This window comes from Candidatus Nitrosoglobus terrae, assembly GCF_002356115.1.
Lineage (GTDB): Bacteria > Pseudomonadota > Gammaproteobacteria > Nitrosococcales > Nitrosococcaceae > Nitrosoglobus > Nitrosoglobus terrae.
In genome coordinates this window covers 748,444-770,121 of sequence record NZ_AP014836.1, presented here as the reverse complement: position 1 = coordinate 770,121, position 21,678 = coordinate 748,444, and the positions used below count along the sequence as shown (strand labels likewise).

21 protein-coding genes are annotated in these 21,678 nt (G+C 41.4%); 5 read left to right on the top strand and 16 right to left on the bottom strand.

The window, feature by feature from the left end:
- Nucleotides 1-9 precede the first annotated feature (9 nt).
- The 5 genes from ribD to TAO_RS03740 all read right to left on the bottom strand — a co-directional run bounded on the left by ribD (nucleotide 10) and on the right by TAO_RS03740 (nucleotide 5,468).
- Nucleotides 10-1,113, bottom strand: a complete 1,104-nt coding sequence (gene ribD, locus TAO_RS03760) for a bifunctional diaminohydroxyphosphoribosylaminopyrimidine deaminase/5-amino-6-(5-phosphoribosylamino)uracil reductase RibD (protein WP_408607619.1) — start codon at nucleotides 1,111-1,113, stop codon at nucleotides 10-12.
- Nucleotides 1,114-1,273: 160 nt separating this feature from the next.
- On the bottom strand, nucleotides 1,274-2,527 hold the full coding sequence (gene glyA / locus TAO_RS03755) for a serine hydroxymethyltransferase (RefSeq protein WP_096526687.1): 1,254 nt from the start codon (nucleotides 2,525-2,527) through the stop codon (nucleotides 1,274-1,276).
- Nucleotides 2,528-2,598: 71 nt separating this feature from the next.
- Nucleotides 2,599-3,576, bottom strand: coding sequence for an L-histidine N(alpha)-methyltransferase (gene egtD / locus TAO_RS03750; protein WP_096526686.1), 978 nt, complete (start codon nucleotides 3,574-3,576; stop codon nucleotides 2,599-2,601).
- The gene (gene egtB / locus TAO_RS03745; RefSeq protein ID WP_408607631.1) at nucleotides 3,573-4,823 is read right to left on the bottom strand and encodes an ergothioneine biosynthesis protein EgtB; all 1,251 of its coding nucleotides are present in this window, start codon (nucleotides 4,821-4,823) and stop codon (nucleotides 3,573-3,575) included. Before egtB ends, egtD begins: the two co-directional genes overlap by 4 nt.
- Before the next feature lie 306 nt (nucleotides 4,824-5,129).
- Nucleotides 5,130-5,468 carry a DUF1820 family protein gene (locus TAO_RS03740; RefSeq protein ID WP_096526684.1) on the bottom strand — a complete coding sequence of 113 codons (339 nt, stop codon included), beginning with the start codon at nucleotides 5,466-5,468 and terminating at the stop codon, nucleotides 5,130-5,132.
- A gap of 269 nt (nucleotides 5,469-5,737) precedes the next feature.
- On the opposite strand from TAO_RS03740, the gene TAO_RS03735 reads away from it, so the two are divergent.
- Nucleotides 5,738-6,694, top strand: coding sequence for a 2-hydroxyacid dehydrogenase (locus tag TAO_RS03735; RefSeq protein ID WP_096526683.1), 957 nt, complete (start codon nucleotides 5,738-5,740; stop codon nucleotides 6,692-6,694).
- A 63-nt stretch (nucleotides 6,695-6,757) separates the two neighbouring features.
- Here TAO_RS03735 and ribF read toward each other — a convergent pair whose 3' ends face one another.
- Nucleotides 6,758-7,690: a bifunctional riboflavin kinase/FAD synthetase gene (gene ribF, locus TAO_RS03730; protein WP_096526682.1), complete on the bottom strand. Its 933-nt coding sequence runs from the start codon at nucleotides 7,688-7,690 to the stop codon at nucleotides 6,758-6,760.
- A gap of 140 nt (nucleotides 7,691-7,830) precedes the next feature.
- Here ribF and TAO_RS03725 point away from each other — a divergent pair, with 140 nt between their 5' ends.
- The 4 genes from TAO_RS03725 to folE2 are packed head-to-tail and all read left to right on the top strand — an operon-like array spanning nucleotide 7,831 to nucleotide 10,189.
- A complete protein-coding gene (locus TAO_RS03725) occupies nucleotides 7,831-8,067 on the top strand; it encodes an exodeoxyribonuclease VII small subunit (RefSeq protein WP_096526681.1) in 237 nt (78 codons plus the stop codon).
- The gene (gene ispA / locus TAO_RS03720) at nucleotides 8,045-8,959 is read left to right on the top strand and encodes a (2E,6E)-farnesyl diphosphate synthase (RefSeq protein ID WP_096526680.1); all 915 of its coding nucleotides are present in this window, start codon (nucleotides 8,045-8,047) and stop codon (nucleotides 8,957-8,959) included. The genes TAO_RS03725 and ispA overlap by 23 nt, the downstream gene beginning before the upstream one ends.
- 22 nt (nucleotides 8,960-8,981) lie before the next feature.
- On the top strand, nucleotides 8,982-9,371 hold the full coding sequence (gene queD, locus TAO_RS03715) for a 6-carboxytetrahydropterin synthase QueD (protein WP_096526679.1): 390 nt from the start codon (nucleotides 8,982-8,984) through the stop codon (nucleotides 9,369-9,371).
- Nucleotides 9,372-9,403: 32 nt separating this feature from the next.
- Nucleotides 9,404-10,189 carry a GTP cyclohydrolase FolE2 gene (gene folE2, locus TAO_RS03710; RefSeq protein ID WP_408607630.1) on the top strand — a complete coding sequence of 262 codons (786 nt, stop codon included), beginning with the start codon at nucleotides 9,404-9,406 and terminating at the stop codon, nucleotides 10,187-10,189.
- 36 nt (nucleotides 10,190-10,225) lie between these two features.
- Here folE2 and der read toward each other — a convergent pair whose 3' ends face one another.
- From der to TAO_RS03660, 10 genes are all read right to left on the bottom strand, one after another.
- Nucleotides 10,226-11,626, bottom strand: a complete 1,401-nt coding sequence (gene der, locus TAO_RS03705) for a ribosome biogenesis GTPase Der (protein WP_096526678.1) — start codon at nucleotides 11,624-11,626, stop codon at nucleotides 10,226-10,228.
- 105 nt (nucleotides 11,627-11,731) lie between these two features.
- Nucleotides 11,732-12,943 (bottom strand): outer membrane protein assembly factor BamB, encoded by a 1,212-nt coding sequence (gene bamB / locus TAO_RS03700; RefSeq protein WP_096526677.1) that lies wholly within the window; start codon nucleotides 12,941-12,943, stop codon nucleotides 11,732-11,734.
- Between the two features lie 52 nt (nucleotides 12,944-12,995).
- The gene (locus TAO_RS03695) at nucleotides 12,996-13,628 is read right to left on the bottom strand and encodes a YfgM family protein (RefSeq protein ID WP_096526676.1); all 633 of its coding nucleotides are present in this window, start codon (nucleotides 13,626-13,628) and stop codon (nucleotides 12,996-12,998) included.
- Nucleotides 13,629-13,657: 29 nt separating this feature from the next.
- On the bottom strand, nucleotides 13,658-14,428 hold the full coding sequence (gene lpxA / locus TAO_RS03690; protein WP_096526675.1) for an acyl-ACP--UDP-N-acetylglucosamine O-acyltransferase: 771 nt from the start codon (nucleotides 14,426-14,428) through the stop codon (nucleotides 13,658-13,660).
- Complete coding sequence (gene fabZ / locus TAO_RS03685) at nucleotides 14,428-14,868, bottom strand: 3-hydroxyacyl-ACP dehydratase FabZ (protein WP_096526674.1); 441 nt, start codon at nucleotides 14,866-14,868, stop codon at nucleotides 14,428-14,430. Before fabZ ends, lpxA begins: the two co-directional genes overlap by 1 nt.
- Before the next feature lie 127 nt (nucleotides 14,869-14,995).
- Entirely contained in the window at nucleotides 14,996-15,490 is a 495-nt protein-coding gene (locus TAO_RS03680; protein WP_231910565.1) for an OmpH family outer membrane protein, read from the bottom strand.
- Nucleotides 15,491-15,969: 479 nt separating this feature from the next.
- Nucleotides 15,970-18,288, bottom strand: a complete 2,319-nt coding sequence (bamA, locus tag TAO_RS03675) for an outer membrane protein assembly factor BamA (RefSeq protein WP_096526672.1) — start codon at nucleotides 18,286-18,288, stop codon at nucleotides 15,970-15,972.
- A 38-nt stretch (nucleotides 18,289-18,326) separates the two neighbouring features.
- A complete protein-coding gene (gene rseP / locus TAO_RS03670) occupies nucleotides 18,327-19,691 on the bottom strand; it encodes an RIP metalloprotease RseP (RefSeq protein WP_096526671.1) in 1,365 nt (454 codons plus the stop codon).
- On the bottom strand, nucleotides 19,676-20,872 hold the full coding sequence (gene ispC, locus TAO_RS03665; RefSeq protein WP_096526670.1) for a 1-deoxy-D-xylulose-5-phosphate reductoisomerase: 1,197 nt from the start codon (nucleotides 20,870-20,872) through the stop codon (nucleotides 19,676-19,678). Before ispC ends, rseP begins: the two co-directional genes overlap by 16 nt.
- Nucleotides 20,869-21,630, bottom strand: a complete 762-nt coding sequence (locus tag TAO_RS03660; RefSeq protein ID WP_231910564.1) for a phosphatidate cytidylyltransferase — start codon at nucleotides 21,628-21,630, stop codon at nucleotides 20,869-20,871. The genes ispC and TAO_RS03660 overlap by 4 nt, the downstream gene beginning before the upstream one ends.
- Between the last annotated feature and the right edge of the window lie 48 nt (nucleotides 21,631-21,678).

Here is a 21,678-nt window from a genome sequence, read left to right as displayed (position 1 = left end):
GTTTATGTTTTATTTAACTTTAGCTAATAGCCGCAAATCCCGCCCCACTGCCCGGATTTCTTTTATTTCTACCTCAATACAATTATCCATAGTCTGAATACCAGGTAACCGGAATAAACCCAAAGCAGCATCTCCCATAATTTTAGGGGCTATATAGAGTAGCAATTCATCGATTAATCCAGCTTGAAGGAATGACCCTGCCAATCGAGCACCGCATTCTATTTGAAGCTCATTAATTTCTCGATGGGCTAGGACTCCCATCAGAGCCTTAAGATCTAAGCCTTGCTGGGTGGCTGGAATTGCTATCACTTCTACTCCCATACGACGCAATCGCTCTGCTTTTACTAAAGAGGAATCAGCACAAACAATTAATATCTTCCCTGGTAGCGAGAATAATCGAGCGCTTTCCGGAATAGCTAACTTACGATCTAAAATAATGCGCAAAGGTTGGCGATCAGGGGCTGATAGTAGCTCATTCGGCAACTCTTCATAACGTACATTAAGCGCGGGATTATCTCGAAGTACCGTGCCAATTCCAGTTAAAATAGCGGAACTTTGAGCGCGCCAACGCTGAACATCACGACGAGCAGGCGGAGAAGTAATCCACTGGCTTTCACCAGAAGCTAGCGCTGTAGCCCCATCTAAGCTCATCGCTAACTTACAACGAACCCAAGGGCGACCTTGAAGCAACCGCTGTATAAAGCCACGATTAAGCGCCTGAGCTTCCTCCTGTAGCAACCCGCACTCCACTTGAATCCCAGCTGCCTTAAGCTGTGCTAATCCTTGGCCGGCTACTTTTGGATTAGGATCCTCCATAGCAGCCACTACACGTTTGACACCTGCTTTAAGCAGCGCCTCCGTACATGGGGGGGTTCGTCCCTGATGACAACAAGGCTCTAAAGTGACATAACAAGTAGCCCCTTGAGCCTGAGCGCCTGCTTGATGCAGGGCATTGATTTCCGCATGGGCATTACCCGTCTGTTGATGCCACCCTTCCCCTACACATTGGCCAGATCGCACCAACACGCAGCCCACCCTTGGATTAGGATCTGTGGTATATAAACCCTGCCGAGCTAATTTGAGCGCCCGAGCCATATATACACTATCGTTCACAAATTAGTGCCAATCGACCTAACTTATAGACTAGCAATCGCGCCCTACTTCGAGGATCGTTTATCCTTCATAGAAGCAAAAATATTGCTTCGGAACTTTTCCTCCTGCAACAATTTATACTTATACGCTGGCATTTCCAGCTTTACAGGACTTCTCTTCTTTAACTATAAACCGGAAAACGGGCGCAAAGCGCCAGTACTTTTTCCTTAGTGCTCACAATCACAGCCTCATTTTCAATATTATCCAGCACATTACAGATCCACCCCGCTAACTCCCGAGCCTCGGGTTCTTTAAAACCGCGAGTAGTAATAGCGGGACTTCCAATACGAATTCCACTTGTTACAAAGGGAGACTGAGGATCATTAGGCACTGCATTTTTATTCACGGTAATATTTGCTCGACCTAGCGCTGCATCTGCGGCCTTACCCGTTAAACCCTTATCAATAAGGTCTACTAAAAACAAATGACTGTCTGTTCCACCAGAGACAATCTTGTAGCCACGAGATTGAATAGTCTCAGCCATAGTACGAGCATTACGTATTATCTGCTGTTGATAATCTTTAAATACCGGATCCATAGCCTCCTTAAATGCAACTGCTTTAGCGGCAATAATATGCATTAAAGGCCCACCCTGAATCCCTGGAAACACCATAGAGCTCAGTTTTTTCTCAATTTCAGGGTTTGCCTTGGCTAAAATCAACCCAGATCGAGGGCCACGCAAAGTCTTATGGGTAGTACTGGTAGTAATATCGGCAATCTGAACCGGGCTGGGATAAATTCCAGCGGCGATCATCCCCGCCGTATGCGCAATATCAGCTAACAAATAAGCTCCTACCTGATCGGCAATTTCTCGAAACCGTTGCCAATTGACTACCCGGGAATAAGCAGTAAATCCAGCGATAATCATTTTAGGCCGATGGGCTTTTGCAAGCTGCTCTACTTCATCATAATCAATAAACCCCGTATTTGGGTTAATACCAAACTGAATAGCATTAAATACCTTGCCAGAAAAATTAACCTTAGCCCCATGAGTTAAATGCCCACCATGGGCAAGACTCATTCCCATGAGCGTATCATGTGGATCCAAGAGCGCAAGCATAGCGGCAGCATTAGCTTGAGATCCAGAATGAGGCTGAACATTAGCATAATCAGCTCCAAACAAAGCTTTAGCTCGGTCAATCGCTAATTGCTCTACTATATCAACGAATCCGCACCCCCCGTAATACCGCTTTCTGGGGTAACCTTCAGCGTATTTATTAGTAAGCACAGAACCTTGAGCCTCTAAAACCCGAGGGCTTACGTAGTTCTCTGAAGCAATCAGTTCAATATGCTCCTCCTGTCGCCGTAATTCGCCAGCCAACGCAGTCCCAAGCTCTTCATCATAATTGGCAATACGCATTTCTTTGCTATACATGGCCTGTCCTAGTAAGATAATGTTAAAAGCGTTTATTCTAGCTTATTTTTTAAAGGAAATAGAGAGCAGCGCTAAAGGTATAAGTAATGGACGCTAAATAAAGATTCCTTATCTATCCAAACTCGCTGAGGCTTAAACCCTGCCACTTTTGCCAGTTGCTGAAATTCCTCGATACTATATTTATAGGAATTTTCAATGTGAAGGGTTTCTTCTGCTTGAAATTCAAAGCGCTGATTACTTACCGTTACTATCTGTCTTCTACAGCTCACGAGGTGCATTTCCACCCGCCCTTTAATCGTATTGTAAAAAGCACGATGTTCAAAGGCACTCAGATCAAAATCAGCCTCTAACTCTCGATTAATCCGTTGCAACAGATTTAAACTAAAGGCAGCCGTAATACCTTGGCTATCATTATAAGCAGCATTAAGCAATGCTATCTCTTTTTTTAAATCTACGCCTATAAGTAAACCACTACCCCTTCCTAGTAAAGCGGCTACTTGCTTAAGAAACTGAAGCGCTTCCAAGGGCTCAAAATTACCGATGCTCGATCCAGGAAAAAAACCTGTTTTAGCTCCGCTAATAAAGCATGTAGGCAGAGCTAAAGGACACGTATAATCAGCGCAAATAGCATGAACAGCTACCATTGGATAATCATGGGACAAACGTCTAGCAGCATTCAATAAATGTTTTCTTGAAATATCAATAGGCAAGTAAGCAGCTGGCTGTAATGCATCTAAAAGCAGACGAATTTTCAGGCTACTCCCACTACCAAACTCTACCAATATGCTACCTTCACCCATGCACTGAGCCATTTCCGCCCCGTAACGTTCCAACAGCTTGATTTCAGTACGAGTAGGATAATATTCAGGTAACTGGCAAATCGCATCAAATAGGCGAGAGCCTCGCTCATCATAAAAATACTTAGGCGGGATCTGTCGCTGCTTTCCTGTCAGCCCTGATAGCACATCTTCTCGAAATCGACTAGGTTCTGGGTGGTAATCATAGAAAGCGGGTTCATTCCGCCGCCGCTTAGCAAGGGTAAAGCTCACGCATCTGTCGCCAATCGAAGACCTGTAAACTGCCAACGGCTATGAGGAGGGAAGAAATTACGATAAGAAGCGCGTAAATGATCACGAGTACTTAGACAGGATCCCCCTCGCAAGATCATTTGGTTACACATAAACTTACCATTATACTCACTCATAGCCCCTGATAGTGGCTGATAACCCGGATAAGGTATGTAAGGACTTCCAGTCCATTCCCAAACATCTCCAAAAACTTGATCCAAGGTATCTCCTGCTATTATAGACGCGGGCAATGGCTGTAGCATCCCTGAATCCAAAAAATTTCCTTGACAGGGCAGAGTCTGAGCTGCCATCTCCCACTCAGCTTCTGTAGGCAGCCGATAACCTACCCAACGCGCATAGGCATCAGCTTCATAATAGCTTAAATGGCATACCGGAGCCTCTTTCCACACTGGCCGCATTCCATTTAAAGTCATATACCACCAATTTTCATGCTGTTGCTCCCAATACAATGGTGCTTGCCAGTTCTGCTGACGCGCAAAACTCCAGCCATCAGAGAGCCAATAGCGAGGTTCTTGATATCCGCCTGCTTCCATAAATGCTAAATACTCACCATTAGTAATTAGCCGCCTAGCTAAACGAAAAGGTTGTAGATAAACTTGATGGCTGGGTCCTTCATTATCGTAAGCAAAATCCTTGCCAACATGACCTATAAAGAATAAGCCACCTTTAAATTTACACCAATCTAGCCCTTTAATCTCCGCTCCTTCTTTTAGATCAGATCGAGCTAACTTTTGGTAGGCTGGGCGTAAAGGGTTAGTAGCAAAAATATGTTTAAGATCAGCCAGTAGTAACTCTTGGTGCTGTTGCTCATGATTAACTCCCAATTCAATCAAAGGAGTTATTAGCGTTTCCCATTCTTCCTTTGCCTCCATTTGTATTGCTAAAGAGGCCATGTTCTCATCTATATGCTGACGATATTCATAAATCTCAGCCACTGTTGGCCGAGATAAAAGGCCTCGCTGGAAGCGAGGCCAAAATTGACCAGCAGATTCATAATAAGAATTAAATAGATAGCCGTACATTGGGTGGAAAGGTGAGTAACCTTTTAGGTTCGGGATTAAAATAAATTGTTCAAAAAACCAGCTGGTATGGGCTAAATGCCATTTAGGCGGGCTAACATCTGGTACAGTCTGAATGACATAATCTTCGCTAGCTAAGGGTTGGCACAGTCTTTCGCTCAATTGACGTACCTGTTGATAACGAAGCATCAAGGGTAAATAGTTTTTATTAATCCCTTTTTCTGCTTTTTTTAGATCAGCTGTATCTAAACCCAGCATATCGTTCCCCCTGATCTATTCAGTTACGATTATTTAACAGTGTAACCTATAGCACACTATGGTCGCAAAAATAATCGACTTATTCCCGTTAAAATAACAGAGATAGGACTACAATTCTAAGGTTCTATAAACTTTAATCATAGCTTATATGAAATTGAATTTACTCACAGCCTAACATAGGAAAGAGAAACGTAATTCTCTATAACGCTGGCTAAGTTTAACTATACTTTTTATTCTCTATTTTTTATCTTTTCCTGGGGTATACAAAGGTGAAGGAAATACGGCTATATTGCCTTCAGTGTTGGTAACCTCCGTGATTTTGTTGATCCCTTCCTTATTAACTTCATCAATACGTAAGATTGAATGCATGGGAATATAAGTTCGCTTTACCCCTGCAAACTCTGCTTTCAAGTGCTCCTCAGAGGGATCAACTACCATTGCTGATTTTTCTCCAAAAATAATCTCTCCAAGCTCAACAAACCCATACATAGTACTTTGTCCTACTTCCCGAGCAAAAAGCTCATAAAGTTTTCCTTGGCTAATAAATTTAATCCTATAAACCCGCTTTTTAGTCACTTACCTTAGTATCCTTATAAACAAACTTAATCCTATCGCCTTATTATCCGTACCTATTTCATCCTATTATAGAACATAGATAAATCATACAGCGCAATATTATTATCACTATCGAAAATTATAAGCTAACGCTACTGCTATATAAGCAAGATTTATACTCAAAACAAGCGTAATTGCGCATAATTAATTAAATTAGCCCTTTAAATTTTTAGTTAAAAAGTCAATATAACAACTATAATTCCATCATATAAAGCAAATATTAAAAACGTATGCTAGCTGTATTCCTTGATCGTGATACTTTACATCCAAATGATATAGATTTTTTACCACTAGAGGCGGCTATCCATCCATGGGTTTACTATGGAAATAGCTCCTCTGACAGTGAGATACTTGATAGAATCCAGAACGCTACTGTCGTTGTCACTAACAAAGCTATTCTGACGGGATCAGTTATACAACAAGCCTCTCAGCTACAGTTAATCTGTATTGCTGCAACTGGAACCAATAATGTAGATCTGGAAACTGCACATCGCCTCGGCATTGCCGTATGTAATGTTCGAGGCTACTGTACTGCTTCCGTGGTGGAACATGTGTTTGCATTAATCCTGAGCCTAACTCGAAATCTTACCGCCACTACTCAAGCAATAACCACTGGTATTTGGCAACGCAGTCCTTATTTTACAGTACCTGATTTTCCTTGCCGAGAGCTTTCTGGGAAAACGATCGGTATTATCGGTTATGGGGATCTAGGTCGAGCAGTAGCCCGAATTGCTACTGCTTTCGGTATGACTATATTGGTGTCTCAGCGCGCAAATACACCCAGCAGACCAGGGCGGATTCCGCTTAAAGATCTTCTCTCACTGGTGGATGTACTCAGTGTGCACTGCCCGCTAACACAAGAGACGACTGGATTAATTGGCCGTGAAGAACTTGCGCTAATGCGCCCAAATGCGCTGCTTATCAACACCGCAAGAGGCGGAATTGTAGATGAGCAGGCATTGGCTGATGCCTTATGTGCAGGTCAGCTTGGCGGCGCTGGAATAGATGTTTTAAGCCAAGAACCGCCTCACCAAGGTAATCCTTTATTTGCACCCAATATCCCTAACCTAATCCTTACCCCTCATGTCGCTTGGAGCAGCCACGAGGCACGCCAATATCTTGTCCTACAAGTGGCTAAAAACATCCATAGTTTTCTTGCAAGCAAGCCCTGTAACTTAGTGATCTAGCCCGATTAAATCTTAGCGCTATGAAACGATCTCAATTTTACTCATGTCTCTTAAGATTAGGTTTCAACGGGTAGCAAAGAAATTTTTTGCTGCTACGCAATCCTTCTCAATTTGCTGACATAAGGCAGATAAAGAATTAAAACGCTCTTCTTGCCGTAATTGATAAAGGAAAACTACTTGGACATAATGATAGTAGATATTTCCCTTAAAGTTTAAGAGATGAACTTCTAATAAAGGCCGTCGCCCCTCAACTGTAGGCCGCATACCTAGATTAGCAACCCCAGGTAAAGGTAATTTTCCTAACCCATAGACTTCGACAGCAAAAACTCCGTAAAAAGGTATTTTAAGCCGACGTAAACTTATATTAGCAGTAGGAAACCCCAGTGTTCGTCCTCGTTTATCTCCTTGAATAATACGCCCACTTATACTATAAGGCCGCCCAAGAAGCTTTTCTGCTCCAGCAAAATCACCACGAGCTAAAACGCTACGAATACGGGTGCTGCTTACTCGCTCACTCTCTAGATAAAAAGTATTCATATATGCCACTTCAAAGCCATAATATCTCCCTGCCTCTTGCAGTAAAGCAAAATTACCTTGACGGCCACGGCCAAAACGAAAATCATCTCCTGCAACTAAGTAACGAATTCTCAATCGATCTACTAATACGGATCGAATAAAATCCTTAGCTTCCATTGCGGCTAAGGAGCGATTAAACTGAAGACAAAGGATCCAATTTACTGAATATAGGCAGAGGTTTTGAATCTTTTCTCGAAATCGAGTTAATCTTGCAGGAGCTTCTTCTGAGATAAAAAACTCATCAGGTGTAGGCTCAAAAGTAATCAATAGCGATGGACTTTGAAGCTCTGCTGCTTTAGTAACTAATTGCTTGAGCACAGCTTCATGACCTAAATGAACCCCATCAAAATTACCAATGGTTGCCACGCTACCTAAATGCTCTGATCGCAGATTATATAAACCTCTAATAAGTTTACCCATAACACAATTTTTATTTTCAAAATATGTATAGCCTAGCCTTTGCCTAGGATCAGCTCTAGTGATATAACATAGAATTTACCACTTAACGATAATAATAGGGCCTAAATTAGTTTACCCGATCGGTTTAAGATTAAAGTGAGATGGTAACTAAGCGCAATAAACTTGACTTTGAAGCTGCTCTTGCTGAATTAGAAACACTGGTTTCACAGATGGAGCAAGGGGGTATCAACCTAGAAGAATCTCTTCGATTATACGAACGGGGAATTAAACTCGCGAGTCTCTGCCAAGAAGCACTTAGTAATGCAGAGCAGAAAATCCAGATATTGCAGGAAAAGCAAGGAAAAGACCAAATCAATGACTTTCCCAAAGAACAGTAGCGTATCATCCACTGATAATTGGCTCAAGAATTTACAAAATCGTATTGAACAAGCCCTAGAGCGGGCGCTTCCCTCAGCAACTCTGCCACCAAAGCATTTACATGAAGCTATGCGCTATGCGGTTTTAGGTAAAGGCAAACGGGTGCGTCCGTTATTAGTTTATAGTACTGGAGCTACCTTAGGCGCGGCTGAAATAATCCTAGATAAACCCGCTATTGCAGTGGAACTAATCCATGCTTACTCTTTGGTTCATGATGATCTACCTAGCATGGATAACGACGATTTACGACGCGGACATCCCACCTGTCACAAAGTATTTGGGGAGACGACTGCGCTTCTTACAGGAGATGCACTTCAATCGCTGGCTTTTCAGATACTTTCAGATCCTGCTCTAGGCATTCCTGAAAAAAACCAAATTAGAATGCTTGCCCTGTTAGCAGAAGCCGCAGGATCTAGGGGAATGGCGGGTGGCCAAGCTATTGATTTGGAGTCGGTGGGAAAATACTTAAATCTCCCTGAATTGGAGGCCATGCATAAACTTAAAACAGGGGCGTTGATCCGCGCTAGCGTTTTACTTGGAGCCTTATGCTGTCCAAATGCCAGCCAAAGTATCTTAGAAAATCTTGATCGATTTGCCCAATGCATTGGCCTAGCTTTTCAGATTCAGGATGATGTTCTAGATGTAGAAAGTAATACGGCTATTTTAGGCAAGCCTCAAGGATCTGATTTAGCCCGAGATAAACCCACTTATCCATCTTTACTTGGCTTAGATCAGGCTAAAATAAGAGCCAAAGGTTTACTCGAAGAAGCGCACCAGATCTTACAAGCTATAGAGGCTCCGACAGAACGTTTAGCCTGGTTAGCTAACTTTATCGTGGCACGCAACTATTAATCCTTAACCTTCCAGCATTAAAATGGCAGCAATTTACACACTTAAAATCCTTACTGATTTTGCTTCAGCCCATTCTTTAAGAAACTATCCAGGAGAATGCCAACGTATGCATGGGCATAATTGGAAGCTAGAAGTAGAGGTTACCGCCCAAGTGCTAGATCAGCAAGGGATGGCGATGGATTTCAAGACGGTCAAGGGACACGCGCGAGCGTTATGTGCCCAGCTGGATCATCGCTATCTTAATGAGATTCCACCCTTTGATCGAATTAATCCTACTGCCGAAAATTTAGCCGCTTTTTTTTATCATAGCCTTAGTAAAAAAATTAATAATGGGCAAGTACGGGTAAGTGCCATTACCTTATGGGAAACAGAACGGGCTTGTGTACGCTATACAGAAGAGAATCAACCTTGATAAGTCAAATTGTCGCAGTAGGAGATCAGCCCATGGAAGATGTGCAAGCAAAGGCTGATAAACGAAAAATCGCTATTAATAAAGTGGGGATTAAGGGTATTCGTCATCCAGTACGTATTAGCGACCGTAGTGGAGAGAGGCAGCATACAGTAGCTAACTTTAATATGTATGTCGGCTTACCTCATCACTTAAAAGGTACGCATATGTCTCGTTTTATAGAAATTTTAAACCAGCAAGAATGGGAGATTACAATACAATCTTTTAAAAAAATGCTTCAAGAAATGACTTATTATCTTCAAGCTGATTCTGGCTATATAGAGATGGATTTTCCCTACTTTATTGCCAAACAAGCGCCTGTTTCTAAAATTAAAAGTTTAATGGACTATCAAGTCACGTTTATTGGTGAAGCTAATCAAAATAAGCAGCAAGTAGTTATTAAAATTATAGTCCCTGTGACCAGTCTCTGTCCCTGCTCAAAAAAAATCTCAGATTATGGAGCGCACAATCAAAGATCTCATATCACCGTTACAGCCCGAGTAAAAGGTTTTATCTGGATTGAGGACATTATTGATCTAGTGGAAGAAGAAGCTTCTTGTGAGATCTACAGCTTACTTAAGCGTCCAGATGAAAAATACGTCACTGAACAAGCTTACGATAATCCAAAATTTGTGGAGGATATGGTACGTGATATCGCTGCGCGCTTAAATCCGGATGATCGGATCTTAGCGTATAGAGTAGAGTCAGAGAACTTTGAATCCATACATAATCACTCTGCCTACGCCATAATTGAGCAAGATAAGCAACTCCACGTCAATTAAATCTTGAAAATCTTAGCACCTATATACACCGCTACGCTATTTATCCTTATGTTTACGGAAACGAACAAGCCGCCTACGTTTTTGTAGCTGGCGTTGAGTCAGGGGATTGGCTTGCCCTTTAAAAGGATTTTCTACCGTTCTAAATTCTAGTGCTATCGGCGTACCTATTAGTGAAAAAGCAGATCGAAAATAACTAATAAGATAACGCTTATAGCTGATAGGCACTGATTCTGTTTGATTACCATGAATGATAATCTTAGGCGGATTCTGCCCTCCCTGATGAGCATAGCGAAGCTTAATCCGTCTCCCTCTTACTGCAGGTAGAGGATGCCTCTCTATTGCAGCAGATAAAACCTGATTAAGCTCACCTGTTGAAAGATGCCGGCTAGCTGATTGATAGGCTTCATCAATAGATGAGAAAAGATTGCCTACACCACTGCCATGAAGAGCAGAAATAAAATGTATTTTTGCAAAATCAAGAAAAGATAGCCGTCTATCTAAATCTGAAGTGACCACTTGTCGTTGATTGGGTGATAAACCATCCCATTTATTAACGGTAATAATTATTGCTTTCCCGCTTTCCAATGCTAAGCTAGCCAAATGCAAATCCTGATCTACTAGGCTATCTCGTGCATCAATCACTAGGATCACAACTTGGGCCGCAGCTATGGCCTGTAAAGCCTTAACAATACTGAATTTTTCTAGTACATCCAAGACCTTTGACCGACGGCGTATTCCAGCTGTATCCACTAACGTATAGGGCTTATCATGGCGGCAAAAAGGAATAGCGATGCTATCTCTTGTAGTACCAGGCACTTCAGAAGCAATAACTCGCTCCTCACCAAGAAGACGATTAACAAGCGTTGATTTCCCTACATTAGGGCGGCCAATAACAGCAAATTGGAGTCCTTTAGCGGGGATTTCATCTGTTTTTCCTCCCATTGCAGGTAAAGCGGTTAACAAATCTTGTACCATCCTCTCAACCCCTTGGCCTTGCTGCGCTGAGATAATGGCGGGTTCTCCTAGCCCTAAACGATAAAATTCAGAGGCTATAAGTTCTCTGTCTTGCCTTTCAGCTTTGTTGACCACTAGCTTCAGTAATTTATTATGGCTATGGCGTAGCTCATCGGCAATAGTCTCATCTAATGCAGATAACCCCTCACGACCATCCACTAAAAATAAAATAATATCTGCTTCCTCTATCGCTAACTGCGTCTGCGCATACATTAATCCCGCAATCTCGGAGCCTTGATCGGTAATACCTCCAGTATCAACTACAAAAAATGTTTGCTCTCCGCAATGGGCAATGCCATATTTCCGATCACGAGTCACACCAGGTTGATCGGCAACAAGAGCATCACGACTTCGGGTAAGACGGTTAAAAAGAGTGGATTTACCAACATTTGGGCGCCCAATTAAGGCAATAACAGCTTTCATATGGATATGTCACATAGAATCTAAAAGAAACACCGTAACCTATAAATCGACTGAGTAATGTCAAGAAACTAAGGATGGCTTCCCTACCTTAAGAGGATTAAGAGTCTATGAGTCCACCTTTGATCCAGAGGCTATCTTAATAGCTTTCAACACACCCTCTTCACTATTAGCGTATAAAACATCATTTACTACTAAAGGAGTATTAATAATTCCTGCCTTCCCTATTTGCAGGCGAGCTACAAAACGACCATCATCTTTAGCCAGCCAATGAAGATAACCCGCAAGATCACCGACAACTATATAATTTTGATAGGGAATGGGAGCCGTGAGTCGTCTCCTAAGCAGCTTAGACTGGCGCCAAAGAGATGCACCAGTACGACTCTCTAATGCCCATACATAATCTTCTGTGTCTGTTACATAAATAGTATTTCCCTCTACATTAAGGCCTGCATAGGATGACATTTCTCTCGTCCAGAAAATATCACCGTCTGCTAACCATACTGCGGCAATCCGGCCATTATAGGTAACGGTATAAATATACCCTCCATCTACTATTGGCTTAGAATCAATATCCACTAGCCGATCCAGTTCAGTTCTACCGCGAGGAGCGACAATCGTTCGTTCCCATAACAGTTGGCCGTCTTTCAAAGATAGAGCAACCAACTTACCACCGGGTAATCCAACAATCACCTTATCATCCGCAATTGTAGGATCAGCGGTTCCTCGAAGCGTTAATGTAGGAATACTATATTGATAAACCCATAATCGAGAGCCATTACTGGCGTCTAATCCATAAACCAGACCATCCACAGAACGAATAACTACAACCCCATCATCAACACTAGGGGTTGATAATATTTCGCTGGATAAATCAGTCTGCCAAACTTTTGATCCCTCCTCACCATTTAGTGCCTCAACCAATCCATTTTCTGTTCCTAGAATGATAAGACCATCGCCACCCCCAGCGCTCGTAATAGCCAAATCTAGCTTGAGCTTCCAAAACTGCTCTCCAGTAGAAGCATTAAAAGCGCTTACTTGGCCACTATAATCAGCAATGATGATTCGATCATCAATAACAAAAGGAGAGAGCTGTAAATAGTGATCCTTACCCCCCTTTCCTACCTTGGCAGACCATAAAACTTCAACGGCAATCTCAGGAGAGAATTTCACCAACTCCATTGGTGGCTCACTAGTATCAGATTCTGGTAGATATTCGCGCAGCATATCGCACCCAATCCCACCTAAGCCTAAAAATAGAGGTAGGGTAAAAAAAAGCTGTCTAATCCATGTACCACTTACTTGAGGGTATTTCCACATCAAATCCGTATGATCACAATTATGCTTAGAATTTTAAGGAAGTATATCCTTATTAAGGTTGGCCAATATTATCAAGCTTCATTTGTAGTATTTGCCGATATCTTTCATCTGGCAATTTAAAACCCTCTAATGCCTCTTGGTAAGCTATTCTTGCTTTTGGTAGCCGTCCAAGCTTTGTATAAGAATCCCCGCGCACCTCAGCGTAAGCTGCAGCAAAATTCCCTGAATCAATCCTATCTAATGTAGCTATGGACTTCTCTGGGTTACCTTCTGCTAATAGTAGACGAGCAGCACGTAGAGATATAATTTGCTGAAGCTCTAGGTTTTTCGTACGCTCTAATGCTTGCTCTAAATGGGAACTAGCAGCTTTAAGATCACCTCGAGACTGCTCTTCCTTGGCTAGTGCCAATATGCTAAATAATCCATAAGGCGTATCACTATAAGCTTCAATAACTCGTTTCGCACTGTTATAAATCTCGTTATTATCCTTTTGAGTCAGCACAAGCTGATAGAGAGACGAAGCCTCTACAACACGGTTATGCTTATATTTTGTCCAGCTACGGATAGCAAAAAGCGCTAATAATCCAATGATAATTCCTAACAATATCCATCGAGCGCTTTCTCGCCACCACTGCTTTATAGCCTCGCCTTTTTCTTGATCTGATGCGTAAATATCTAATGTCATTTTATAACCCTAAGTGCTTAAACATTTACCTACCGAATAATTCCTCGATTAGACCTTTCAAGAAAACTTAGAAATACCTGAACATCAGGATTTATCTCTGCAATTTTTTTTAGCTCCTTAATTGAATCCTCAAAACGTAATCCATAACGATAAAGTAACTTATAAGCGTTACGTAAATTACGTATTGTCTCCTCACTAAAATTAGCGCGCCTTAAACCTATAAGATTGATACTCACAGGCTTTGCCATATGCCCAGCAACTAATACATAAGGAGGCACATCTTTATGAACCACACTAGCAATAGAACAAAAGCTATAGGCACCTATATTACAAAATTGAGCAACTAGTACATATCCTCCCAAAGTTGCGTAATCCTCAATAGTCACATGCCCCGCTAAAGAAGCATTGTTAGCAAATGTTGTATGATTCCCTACAATACAATCATGGGCAATATGGACATACGCCATTATCCAATTATTATCCCCAATTCTTGTAACACCACCCCCTTGAACAGTACCTCGGTTAATCGTTGTGTATTCTCTTATAACATTTTCAATTCCAATTTCAAGCAGTGTATCTTCACCATCATATTTTTTGTCTTGAGGAATATCTCCAATAGAGGCAAATTGATATATTTTATTTCTCTCCCCAATACGAGTGGGGCCTTTAATCACTACATGAGGGCCAATCCACGTCTGAGCACCAATCTGCACATTTGCTCCAATAATCGAGTAGGGTCCTATAGTAACAGTCTCATGAATCTGCGCGCTTGGATCGATAATCGCTCTAGGATCGATCACTAATTAGTTTCCTTATAGGAACACATTATATCGGCTGATGCGACCAAGTTCCCTTCTACTGTTACCTTACCAGTAAATTTCCATAAATGACGTAAACTGCGTACAAACTCTACTTCTAAGCGCATTTGATCCCCTGGAACAACGGGACGTTTAAATCGAGCTTTATCTATACCGGCAAAATAGTAGATCGCTTCATTAGTAGAAGGTAGAGCTTCTGTTGTTTTAAAAGCTAGTATCCCTGTAGCTTGAGCTAGAGACTCAAGAATTAGTACTCCTGGCATAATAGGTAAATCCGGAAAATGACCTTGAAAGTAAGGCTCATTATAGCTTACGTTTTTAACCGCTATAAGGAACTTCCCAGGTATATATTCTATTACCCTATCCACTAGTAGAAAGGGATAGCGATGAGGGAGATGTTTAAGTATTTCGCGTATATCCAATGAAAAAACCTTATATTAAAAATTAAAATTTATGGGAAAATAATAAAGTCTTCCTGTAGGCTTTATAGGGGCAAATTTTAAAATTAGCTAAGAAACATCATGCTAATAATGCTAATAAAATATTAAACTAGCGGCTGTGCTGAGCTTTTAGCAATTTAAGCACATCAGCAGTGATATCTACTCTATTACTAGCGTAGATAACCCCTTCATAAACTACAAGATCGTATTTTCTTTTTTCAGCTAAACTAATAATTGCCTTAGCAATATCTTCTTGTAGTTTTCTAAACTCTTCATTACGACGTATATTATAGTCTTCTTGGAATGTATCTTGGAGCCGCTTAAGATCACGGTTTTTACCCATAACCTTTCGTTTTAGCTCTTCACGATCAGACTCACGCATAATAGCCCCATCGCGATTAAGCTTATCTTCTAAAGCCTGGGCTTCTTTTTGTTGCGCAATTAGTTCTCTATTACGCCCTTCAAATTCCTTTTTTAATCTCTCCAATGCTACATCTTTCTGAGGGGCTTCATCCAATAATTTAACAGCGTTCACCGCGCCAATTTTCAGATCAAGCGACTCTGCAGTGGCAATCATCCCCCAGTTCAGCGACAAAACACTCACTAATGTTATTAATTTAAATAATTTGCCTACCCTTACCATAAGGCTACCTCTAACACTTAAAAAATATTTGTTACAGTTACAAGTTACGTATTGCAATTATCAGCTTATGTACATTCATCGGCTTGATTTTTACCAAGCTGCTCACTGCGTTTTTCCTGCTTCATCGGAGCCTCTATGGTTGCTTAGACTTACCAAGTTATCAAGCTATCGTTAAGTGGCCGCCTCTGCAAGCTTCACCTCGCGGTAGCCAAAATGGAGGCATCGGTCAGGTTTAACCCCATCCATCGCATCGCTGGTATCTTAATCATACCCTTAAGGTCGCCTTATTGTGACCACACTCTAGCCCGATAAAGATTATAGATTATAGATTATACAGAATATTATCAGCCCTCAATCTCCGTGTTCCACTACGCAACATCGCTAAGGAATATCATGCACCCTTGTTTTACGAACTACATCCGTAATCCTTTTAAGATAAACTAAAATTGGGTGCCCATAGAGAACTGAAATATTTGCGGCTGGTCACCTGGCTGAACATTAAGTGCTTTTGCCATGCTAAATCGCAGCGTTCCGAATGGTGAAAGCCAAATAGCTGAGACTCCAGCCGAATAACGTAGATCTCCAAGATTAATGCTTTGATATTCACCATAGACATTACCCGCATCAATAAAAGTGCTTAAACGTACAGACTTAAATTTTTCCACAAAGGGAACTGGGAAAAATACCTCAGCATTACCTATAATTTTGAGATTTCCTCCTAATGCGGCCCCCTCTGCTGTCTTTGGGCCAAGCGTATTAGGCCGGAATCCACGTACACTATTTATACCGCCGGCATAAAAGTTTTCAAAGAATGGAAATACGCTCGTACTACCATAAACCCCCCCATAAGCCATATCACCATGGAGCATAAAAATTAAGGATTTACTCAGGGGATGATACCAACTTTGTTGATACCCAACCTCATAAAATTCTAAGCTACGACCGCCTATCGGCGCAGTAATCTTACCAAAAACATTTTGGTAGCTACCTCTTGTTGGAAAAAGAGCACTATCCCGTCCATCATGCGCCCAACCAAAATTAACATTAAAAATATTAAAACGGTTTCCTTCACTATTTACAAAATTTTCAAACTCTACCGGAGAGATATCGCTTAGACCAACTTGTATATTTTGATAGCCTACCCCAAGGTTTAACATATCAGTTTCAGTAATTGGGATACCAAAAGTCATATCTCCACCATAGACATTGGTTGTATAACTAGCAATATTACCAAAAACTGGATTAGTTTTGCGGTAGTAAAAATTAAATCCGCGACTTACACCATCAATAGTAAAGTAAGGATCAGTGTAACCAAGGCTATAAATAGTATAAATCTGACTATTATTGAAGCTAAGATTAACGTGCTTACCGCTTCCAAGAAAATTTTGCTGAGAAATACTCGTATTGAAGATAAAACCTTGAGCTTGAGAGAAACCTAACCCTGCCGAAATAGATCCAGATGGGTGCTCTACCACACTAAGGTTTACATCAACTTGATCAGGCGACCCGGGAACCGGTTGTGTCTCTATATTAACATCCTTAAAGTAACCTAGGCGCTGGATGCGCAATTTCGAGCGATTAATAAGCTCAGTAGATACCCAACCTCCTTCTTGTTGGCGCATTTCTCGACGAATCACTTCATCTCGGGTTTTAGTATTTCCAGAGATATTTACTCGTCGAACATAAGCCCGTTTACCCGGATCAATAAAAAAAGTTAAATTTACTTTCTTCTCACTCTCACTTATCTCTGGCATTGCATTCACATTGGCAAATGCATACCCTTTATTCCCTAACAGATCAGTGATATGCGCTGTACTTTCTGATACCGCTTTACGTGAGAAAATATCCCCTGAGTTTACAGTTAACGCGCTAAATAGTTTCTCTAACGGTAGAATGAGATCTCCTGCTAGCTTAACCTCACCAATCCAATAACGATCACCTTCCGTAATATTGATTGTAATAAATACTCGCTTTTTATCAGGAGTAATTGAAACTTGGGTAGAGTCAATGCTAAGATTGATATAGCCTCGATCTAAATAATAAGATCGTAAAGATTCAAGATCAGCTGCCAATTTTTGCCGAGAATATTGATCAGCGTGGGTAAAAAAAGACAATAAATTGGGAGTATGTAACTGAAATACGCTTAAAATGTCTTTTTCTTTAAAAGCATGATTACCAACAATATTAATCCTACCAATTTTAGCTATGGCACCTTCTTTAACATCTACCGTAATAGCAACTCGATTACGCGTTAAGGGGGTAACTGTAGTATTAATCTTAACTCCATATTTACCTCGACTAAAGTATTGTCGTTGTAGTTCTAACTCTACTTTTTCCAGTAACGATCGATCAAACACTCGGCCTTCTGTAAACCCCACTTGTTTAAGTGCCTTTGCTAGCTGATCACCTTTTATCTCCTTATTACCTATAAATTTGATACTCGTAATTGTTGGTCGTTCAACAGCTATTATAGTTAAGATATTACCATCATGCCCTACCTGAATATCTTTAAAAAACCGAGTCTTAAATAATTCATGAATAATATCCCTAACTCGCTGGCTATCAACTGTATCGCCTATTTTAATTGGGAGATAATTGAAAACTGTACCTGCTGATATACGCTGCAATCCTTCAATTCGTATATCCTTAACCACAAATGGCTGAAACTCTGCCGCTAACACTTTATTAATTAACGTTAATCCTACAACAGCAGCAATGACAATTCGCTTCTTATAATAAAGCCCAAAAATCCCCCCCATTTAACTGTTCTTTAATAGCTCTACTATGTAGCATTTTTTTACTGAGCAAATAAACGAGCTAAATCATTGTAGAAAGCTACACACATTAAACCAATTAATATTACAACACCCATTTGATGGCCTAATATTTGAGATCTCTCTGAAAGCGGTTTACCCCGCAGCAGCTCAATAAAATTATATAATAAATGCCCACCATCCAATACGGGCACAGGCAGTAAATTGAGCACCCCTAAGCTGATACTTACCACAGCAAGAAAATTAAGAAAGGAAGTAAAACCAATCTGAGCACTATACCCAGCATACTCCGCTATTGTAATGGGACCACTAATAGATTTAGTCGATGTTTCCCCCAACAGCATCTTCCCGATCATCATAACGGTTAAGGATCCAATTTCCCAAACCTTCTTAATAGCCTGAGGTACTGCCGCTAAAGGAGAATACCTCAAAGTAGCTCGTAGCTCCTCTGGTAGTTCGCCTAAAGAACTTGGCGCTGCCCCAATACGACCCACAGAATCCCCATTCTCTCCTTTTACCGCTGCCGGCTGCAAGATCAAGATTAAACGTTCCGATCCACGCTCAACTTCTACATTAAAAGATATATTAGGGTGATCTCGTACAAATTTCACCCATTCATCCCAAGTATGAATAGGCTGGCCTTCGGCTAATAAAATTCGATCTCCAGGCTGAAAGCCTGCTTGGCTTGCCGGCTCTCCAGGTAAAATTTTTCCAATCACAGCAGGAAGTAATGGCTGCTTCGGCTGTATTCCTAACTGTCGTAGCATATCCTTAGCTTTTTCAGGATCGTTATCTACCTGATATAAGCTTAAATTTAAGACTCGATTCCCATCAACACCAGAGGCAGTTACCAAAACCTGAGATCTGCGCTGGGAGGCTATAAATATTGCATTACCCACCGATGCCCATGTAGGGGTAGATTCTTCCCCTACAGCAATAATCTCCTCACCAGATCGGAATCCAGCTTTATCTGCAGGAGTATTAGTAATTATTTCACCAATAATAGGTTTAATTCCGGAAATACCAAAAACAAATACCAGCCAATAGGCAACAATGGCAAATAAAATATTTGCTGCCGGCCCAGCAGCAGCAACAGTACTTCTAATCTTCAAAGATTGTCGATTAAAAGCGCGAGCAAGATCCTCTTTAGCTACGTCTCCTTCACGCTCGTCAAGCATTTTTACATAGCCTCCAAGCGGAATCGATCCAATTACATATTCAACCTGATCTTTGCCATGCCAGCGCCACAAAGGCCAACCAAAACCTATTGCAAAGCGAAGAACTTTAATCCCTGATCGCCTCGCCACCCAAAAATGTCCATATTCGTGTACAGCAACCAGTAACCCAATAGCTATAGTAAAAGCAAGTATACTTAATGCAATAAACATGATTCCCACCGCTGTACTTGTTCTTCAGCTACATACCGAGCTACTGCATCGCTTTGTAAGACAGCAACAAGAGAATCAGCTGCAGTAGGTGTTACCATACCCAGCACCCATTCGATAAGAGCTGGGATTTGAGTAAATCGAATACGCTGCTCAAGAAATGCTTGTACTGCAACCTCATTAGCTGCATTTAGAATAGTGCTACAGGTACCCCCACGCTCTAATGCTGCATAGGCAAGCTTTAAGCAAGGAAAGCGCTGCTGATCAGGTTGACGAAAAGTTAATTGGCCTACTGTAAACAGATCTAAAGAAGCTACCCCCGATTCTAAACGATCTGGCCAAGCCAATCCGTAAGCGATAGGTATTCGCATATCTGGATTACCCAATTGCGCTAAAACAGAGCCATCAATATACTCTATCATTGAGTGAATAATGCTTTGAGGATGTAATACCACTTCAATTTGCTGAATAGTAGCTCCAAATAGCCAATATGCTTCAATGACTTCTAGCCCCTTATTCATCATAGAGGCCGAGTCCACCGATATTTTACGCCCCATATCCCAGTTAGGGTGAGCACAAGCTTCATCCGGAGTCACATTTTCCAGCTCATGAAACTCTTTATCTCTAAAAGGACCACCTGATGCAGTTAATAGAATACGTCGCACTCCTTTATTATCTAAAGGGATATTATGCTTCCCTGTAGGCATACACTGCCAAAGAGCATTATGTTCACTATCAATTGGAAGCAACTCAGCACCTCTCTCAAAAACTGCATCCATAAATAGCTGGCCGCTCATAACAAGCGCTTCTTTATTGGCTAGCAAAATTCGCTTACCTGCTTTTGCTGCAGCTAATGTGGGCAATAAACCAGCGGCACCTACAATAGCAGCCATAACGTAATCAGTATTAGAAGATGAAGCTATAGCTTCTAAAGCGCTACTACCGCTACTTACTTTAATTCCAGGAGCAATAGGTTGTAATCGTTGGTACAGTAGTTCGGCTGCATTAGGGTCAACCATAACCGCATGGATCGGTCGAAATTTAAGACATTGCTGATATAGCTTTTCTACTGAATTATTTGCCGATAAAGCCTCGACTCGATAGCGTTCTGGGTAACGCGATAACACATCAAGGGTACTCACCCCAATAGAGCCCGTTGAGCCTAGTATGCTAACCCCTATCATTGCAACCGCTCCAACACCCAAATGCCTAGCGCAAACACTGGCGATGCCGCAGTTAGACTATCTACCCGATCTAACACCCCGCCATGCCCTGGTAGTAGATAACCACTATCCTTAACAGCACTTATACGTTTGAACAAACTTTCCAGTAGATCGCCTATTATAGAAAATAAAATTGTTAACAATCCCAATCCCCAAAAAACCCACCATATGTCCCCAGAAAGCTCAAAAACTTCTGATCCTATAAATGAAAACAGTAAGCTCGCTATAATAGCCCCATAGACTCCCTCCCAAGTTTTTCCGGGGCTGAGCGCCGGAGCCAGACGGGTATGTCCAAACTTACGCCCCACTATATAGGCAGCACTATCCGCTAGCCATACTAAAATAAAAAGGAACAACACCCATTTTGGGCCAATTACAGGTAATGAATGCAGGCTTATAATAGCTTGCCATGTAGGTATAAGAACTAAAACTCCCGCGATAATCCCGATTGTAAACGTTGCTATTATTGGATGATAAGGTCTTTTCTTTGACCATCTCATTAACAACAACGCACAGATACTCCACCAAATTACACTTGTTACAAGTATGAATACTAAAGGTAAAAAACAGCTTACCCATAGTAACAATAAGACTGCTATAGCATAGAATAATCGTCCTCTTATCGTCTGGATTCGGATTAAACCTGCCCATTCCCAAGCCCCTATAGCAATTACAAATACTAATAGCCAAGAGAATACCTTTGTAGGGAGAAAAAGCACAGCTGATATTATCGAGGGTATTAAAATAGCAGCGGTAATTAACCTCTG

Coding starts and splice junctions, on each gene's coding strand:
- bamA (WP_096526672.1), bottom strand. CDS start 18,288: ATGGGGGGGATTTTTGGGCTTTATTATAAGAAGCGAATTGTCATTGCT.
- TAO_RS03725 (WP_096526681.1), top strand. CDS start 7,831: ATGGTAACTAAGCGCAATAAACTTGACTTTGAAGCTGCTCTTGCTGAA.
- folE2 (WP_408607630.1), top strand. CDS start 9,404: ATGGAAGATGTGCAAGCAAAGGCTGATAAACGAAAAATCGCTATTAAT.
- bamB (WP_096526677.1), bottom strand. CDS start 12,943: ATGTGGAAATACCCTCAAGTAAGTGGTACATGGATTAGACAGCTTTTT.
- TAO_RS03695 (WP_096526676.1), bottom strand. CDS start 13,628: ATGACATTAGATATTTACGCATCAGATCAAGAAAAAGGCGAGGCTATA.
- ispA (WP_096526680.1), top strand. CDS start 8,045: ATGACTTTCCCAAAGAACAGTAGCGTATCATCCACTGATAATTGGCTC.
- egtB (WP_408607631.1), bottom strand. CDS start 4,823: ATGCTTCGTTATCAACAGGTACGTCAATTGAGCGAAAGACTGTGCCAA.
- rseP (WP_096526671.1), bottom strand. CDS start 19,691: ATGTTTATTGCATTAAGTATACTTGCTTTTACTATAGCTATTGGGTTA.
- glyA (WP_096526687.1), bottom strand. CDS start 2,527: ATGTATAGCAAAGAAATGCGTATTGCCAATTATGATGAAGAGCTTGGG.
- der (WP_096526678.1), bottom strand. CDS start 11,626: ATGAAAGCTGTTATTGCCTTAATTGGGCGCCCAAATGTTGGTAAATCC.
- queD (WP_096526679.1), top strand. CDS start 8,982: ATGGCAGCAATTTACACACTTAAAATCCTTACTGATTTTGCTTCAGCC.
- TAO_RS03735 (WP_096526683.1), top strand. CDS start 5,738: ATGCTAGCTGTATTCCTTGATCGTGATACTTTACATCCAAATGATATA.
- ribF (WP_096526682.1), bottom strand. CDS start 7,690: ATGGGTAAACTTATTAGAGGTTTATATAATCTGCGATCAGAGCATTTA.
- ispC (WP_096526670.1), bottom strand. CDS start 20,872: ATGATAGGGGTTAGCATACTAGGCTCAACGGGCTCTATTGGGGTGAGT.